This is a genomic window from Limimaricola litoreus, assembly GCF_024159025.1.
Taxonomy (GTDB): domain Bacteria; phylum Pseudomonadota; class Alphaproteobacteria; order Rhodobacterales; family Rhodobacteraceae; genus Limimaricola; species Limimaricola litoreus.
This window is the reverse complement of record NZ_JAMYXC010000224.1, coordinates 1-3,439: the sequence shown is the minus strand read 5'-3', so window position 1 is coordinate 3,439 and position 3,439 is coordinate 1. Positions and strand designations below refer to the sequence as shown.

General features: G+C 69.8%; 2 protein-coding genes. Both read right to left on the bottom strand.

Going from position 1 to position 3,439, the window contains the following annotated elements; all coding sequences use genetic code 11:
• Window positions 1-115: 115 nt before the first annotated feature.
• Complete coding sequence (gene xdhB / locus NHG85_RS14750) at window positions 116-2,518, bottom strand: xanthine dehydrogenase molybdopterin binding subunit (protein WP_253333685.1); 2,403 nt, start codon at window positions 2,516-2,518, stop codon at window positions 116-118.
• Window positions 2,515-3,439: FAD binding domain-containing protein (locus NHG85_RS14745; RefSeq protein WP_253333683.1), on the bottom strand; the 925-nt coding region annotated here is incomplete at its 5' end. The genes xdhB and NHG85_RS14745, both read right to left, overlap by 4 nt.

Sequence of the window (3,439 nt, the reverse complement as noted above, 5' to 3'; positions counted from 1 at the left end):
ACCAGCATCGCGGTGCCCGGATCGCGCGGGGCCGACCCGGCGGTCGCCGCGACCAGCACGCGCACCACCGGCCCATGCGCGGCGATGTGGGCCGCGAGGGCGTCGCGGTCGAAGCTCACCCCTTCGCCCTCTTCGCAGCGGCCAGCACGCGTTCGGCGGTCGCTGGCGCATCGAGGTTCGGATAGCTCGGCCCGCAGGCCGAGGCCGCGTGGCTCAGCGCGAGGAAGGCCGAGATGCCGAGCATGAAGGGCGGCTCGCCCACCGCCTTGGAGCGATAGATGGTCTGCGCCGGGTTGGGCGCGTCCCACAGATCCACGTGGAACAGGTCGGGCCGGTCCGAGCAGGCGGGGATCTTGTAGGTCGAGGGCGCGTGCGTCCTGAGCGCGCCGTGATCGTCCCAGACCAGCTCCTCGGTGGTGAGCCAGCCCGCGCCCTGCACGTAGCCGCCCTCGATCTGACCGCGGTCAAGCGCCGGGTTCAGCGAATGCCCCGCATCATGCAGGATGTCGGTGCGCAGGATGCGGTTCTCGCCGGTGAGCGTGTCGATCGCCACCTCGGTCACCGCGCAGCCATGGGCGAAGTAGAAGAAGGGGCGGCCCTGTCCCTTGATGCGGTCCCACTTGAGATCCGGCGTCTTGTAGAAGCCGGTGGACGAGAGGCTGACGCGGGCCTCGTAGGCGAGCTTCACCGCCTGCTCGAAGCTCAAGGTCTCGCCTCCGACATGCACCTGATCGTCGGCAAAGCGCACCTCAGTGGCGCTGCATTGGTGCAGCCCGGCGAGAAACTCGGCGATCCGGCCCCGGATCGTGTCGCAGGCGTTCTGCGCGGCCATGCCGTTGAGGTCCGAGCCCGAGGAGGCGGCGGTGGCCGAGGTGTTGGGCACCTTGTGGGTGTCGGTCGCGGTGATGCGCACCCGCTCGGGCGAGACGCCGAAGCGCGCGGCGGCGACCTGCGCCACCTTGCGAAACAGGCCCTGTCCCATCTCGGTGCCGCCATGGTTCAGGTGGATCGAGCCGTCCTGGTAGACATGCACCAGCGCACCCGCCTGGTTCAGGTGTGTCAGCGTGAAGGAGATGCCGAATTTCACCGGCGAAAAGGCGATGCCGCGTTTGATCACCGGGTTCTCGGCGTTCCACTGCGCGATCGCCTCGCGGCGCGCGGTGTAGTCCGAGGTCTCCAGCAGCCGTTCGGTCATCTCGTGCAGGATGAAGTCGGTGACCTCCATGCCGTAGGGCGTGGTGTTGCCGCCCTGTTCGGGCTCGGCCTCGCTCGTGGGCAGCTGCGCCTGCGCGCCGCGCGAGGCGAGATCGGTATCGCCGTCCTTGGGCAGGGCGGGCGCGGGGTCGTCGTGATGCTGCGGCCGCTCGTTCAGCTCGGCGGCGGCGCGGTAGTAGTTGCGGCGGCGTACCTCGACCGGGTCGAGGCCCAGCTCGTGCGCCACCTGGTCCATCACCCGCTCGATGCCCAAGACTCCCTGCGGTCCGCCGAAGCCGCGGTAAGCGGTGGCGGATTGGTGGTTGGTCTTGAGCCGGTGCGAGGTGATCCGCACCGGATCGAGCAGATAGGCGTTGTCGGAATGCAGCATCGCCCGGTCGGCCACCGGCAGCGACAAATCAAGCGACCAGCCGCAGCGGGTGTAATGGGTGAAGTCGATGCCCAGCACGCGGCCCGCGTCGTCGAAGCCCACCTCGTAATCGACGCGGAAATCGTGGCGCTTGCCGGTGATGGTCATGTCGTCGTCGCGGTCGTAGCGCATCCGGCAGGCGCGCCCGGTCTTCTGCGCCATGATCGCGCAGGCCACGGCGAGCGCGTTGCCCTGGCTTTCCTTGCCGCCGAAGCCGCCGCCCATGCGGCGGCACTCGACCTTCACGGCCGACATCGGCAGGCCGAGCGCGTCGGCCACCTTGTGCTGGATCTCGGTCGGGTGCTGGGTCGAGGAATGGACGGTCATGCCGTCCTCCTGCGGCTGGGCCATCGCGGCCATGCCTTCGAGGTAGAAATGCTCTTGACCGCCCATCTCGATCCGGCCCGCGAGCTTGCGCGGGGCGCTTGCAATGGCGCCATCTGCGTCGCCCTTGGTCCAGACGCGCGGCCCGTCCTCGAAGCGCGAGTTGGCGGCGAGCGCCTGCTCGACGGTGAGGATCGGCTCCTCCTCCTCGTACTCCACCTCGGCCAGCCGCGCGGCCTTGCGCGCGGCGAGGTGGCTTTCGGCGGCGACGAGAAAGAGCTGCTGGCCGAGGTAATGGACGCGGCCGTCCGACAGGAGCGGTTCGTCATGCGCGCTGGGCGAGCAGTCGGCGGGGCGGTCGAGATCCTCCGCCGTCAGCACGGCCACCACGCCGGGGGCGGCGCGGACGCGGTCGAGGTTCATCGAGACAATGCGCCCGCGCGCGATGCGCGACAGGCCGAAGGCGAGATGCAGCGCATGGGCGGGTGCGGGAATGTCGTCGATGTAGCGCGCCTGACCGGTGACGTGCAGCACAGCGCTGTCATGCGGGAGAGGTTTGCCGACGCTCATGCCTTCACCTCCAACACGCTGGTTCGCTGGCCAGAAACTTCGGCGAAGTAGCGCCGCGCGAGGCCCTGCGCCGCCTCCAAACGGTAGGCGGCCGAGGCGCGCATGTCCGACAGCGGGGTGAAATCCTGCGCCAATGCGGGCAGGGCCGCCTCGACGGTCTCCATGCTCCACGGCTTGGCCATAAGCGCCGCCTCGAAGGCGGGCGCGCGCTTGGGCGTCGCGGCCATGCCGCCGAAGCCGGTGCGCGCCGCCGTGACGGTGCCGTTCTCGACGGTCACGTCGAAGGCGGCGCAGACGGCGGAGATGTCCTGATCGAAGCGCTTGGAGATCTTATAGACGCGGAACGCCTCGCGCCCTTCGGGCAGGCTAACCGCCTCGACGAATTCGCCGGGCTGACGGTCCTGCTTGCCGTAGTCGATGAAGAAGTCTTCGAGAGGAAGCTCGCGGCGGTCGTCGCCCTTGCGCAGATGGATCGTGGCGCCCAGCGCGATCAGCGCGGGCGCGTTGTCGCCGATGGGCGAGCCATTGGCGAGGCTGCCGCCGATGGTGGCGGCGTTGCGCACCTGCACCGAGCCGTAGCGGCGGACCATCTCGGCATAGGAGGGGTAGGGACCTTCCAGCACCTCCATCGCCTGCGTCATGGTCACGCCTGCGCCGAAGCGGATGCGGCCCCCGCCGGTCTCGATGGTCTTGAGATCCTCGCAGCGGTTGAGAAAGGCCGTCTCGGGCAGGGCGCGCAGCCCCTTGGTCACCCAAAGCGCCACGTCGGTGGCGCCGCCGATCAGCGTGGCCTCGGGGTGGTCGAGGTACCATGCGGCCAGCGCGTCGGCGGTCTCGGGGATGAAGCCCGGCGCCTCGGTCAGCGTGTCGCCCGTGCCCCGGCCCGCCTCGGGCTCGTAGGGCGCGCGGCCGCTAGGCGGC